The following is a 462-nucleotide window of genomic DNA, read 5'->3' as shown; positions in this document are numbered from 1 at the left end:
GCTTCGATTACACTTCTATGGGAAAGACAGTATTGGAAGATTTAAATAACTCTCAAGATTCAGTTTATATAATTGGAACGACTGAAAATAGTGTTAAAAAAGCTGTTTCAAACTTTCTCGATTTATATCCTTCAATTAACCTGATTGGTTATCGTAATGGTTATTTCATAAATGAAGACGAACGAAATTTAGTTATTGACAACATGGTTTCTTTGAATCCATCATTTGTAATTGTTGGTATGGGCACACCTACTCAAGAGAATTTTCTAATAAAGCTTAAGGAAGCCGGGTGGAGAGGTACAGGCTTTACTTGTGGAGGTTTTTTGCACCAGTCGGCTAAAAATGTGGTCTACTATCCTAAATGGATAAACTTACTGAATATAAGGTGGATTTATCGTATATGGGATGAGCCTAAATTAATTACACGGTATTTTGTACAATATCCAATAGCTTCATTTTTAT

Annotated in this window: 1 protein-coding gene; it reads left to right on the top strand. The window is 33.3% G+C overall.

The genetic code is table 11. The features are described from left to right. Positions 1-17: 17 nt before the first annotated feature. On the top strand, positions 18-462 hold a 445-nt coding region (locus E1140_RS00065; RefSeq protein WP_185153309.1), incomplete at its 3' end, for a WecB/TagA/CpsF family glycosyltransferase.

Source organism: Fulvivirga lutimaris (assembly GCF_009711525.1).
Lineage (GTDB): Bacteria > Bacteroidota > Bacteroidia > Cytophagales > Cyclobacteriaceae > Fulvivirga > Fulvivirga lutimaris.
The sequence above is the reverse complement of the archived record's forward strand: the minus strand, read 5'-3'. Positions and strand labels throughout refer to the sequence as shown.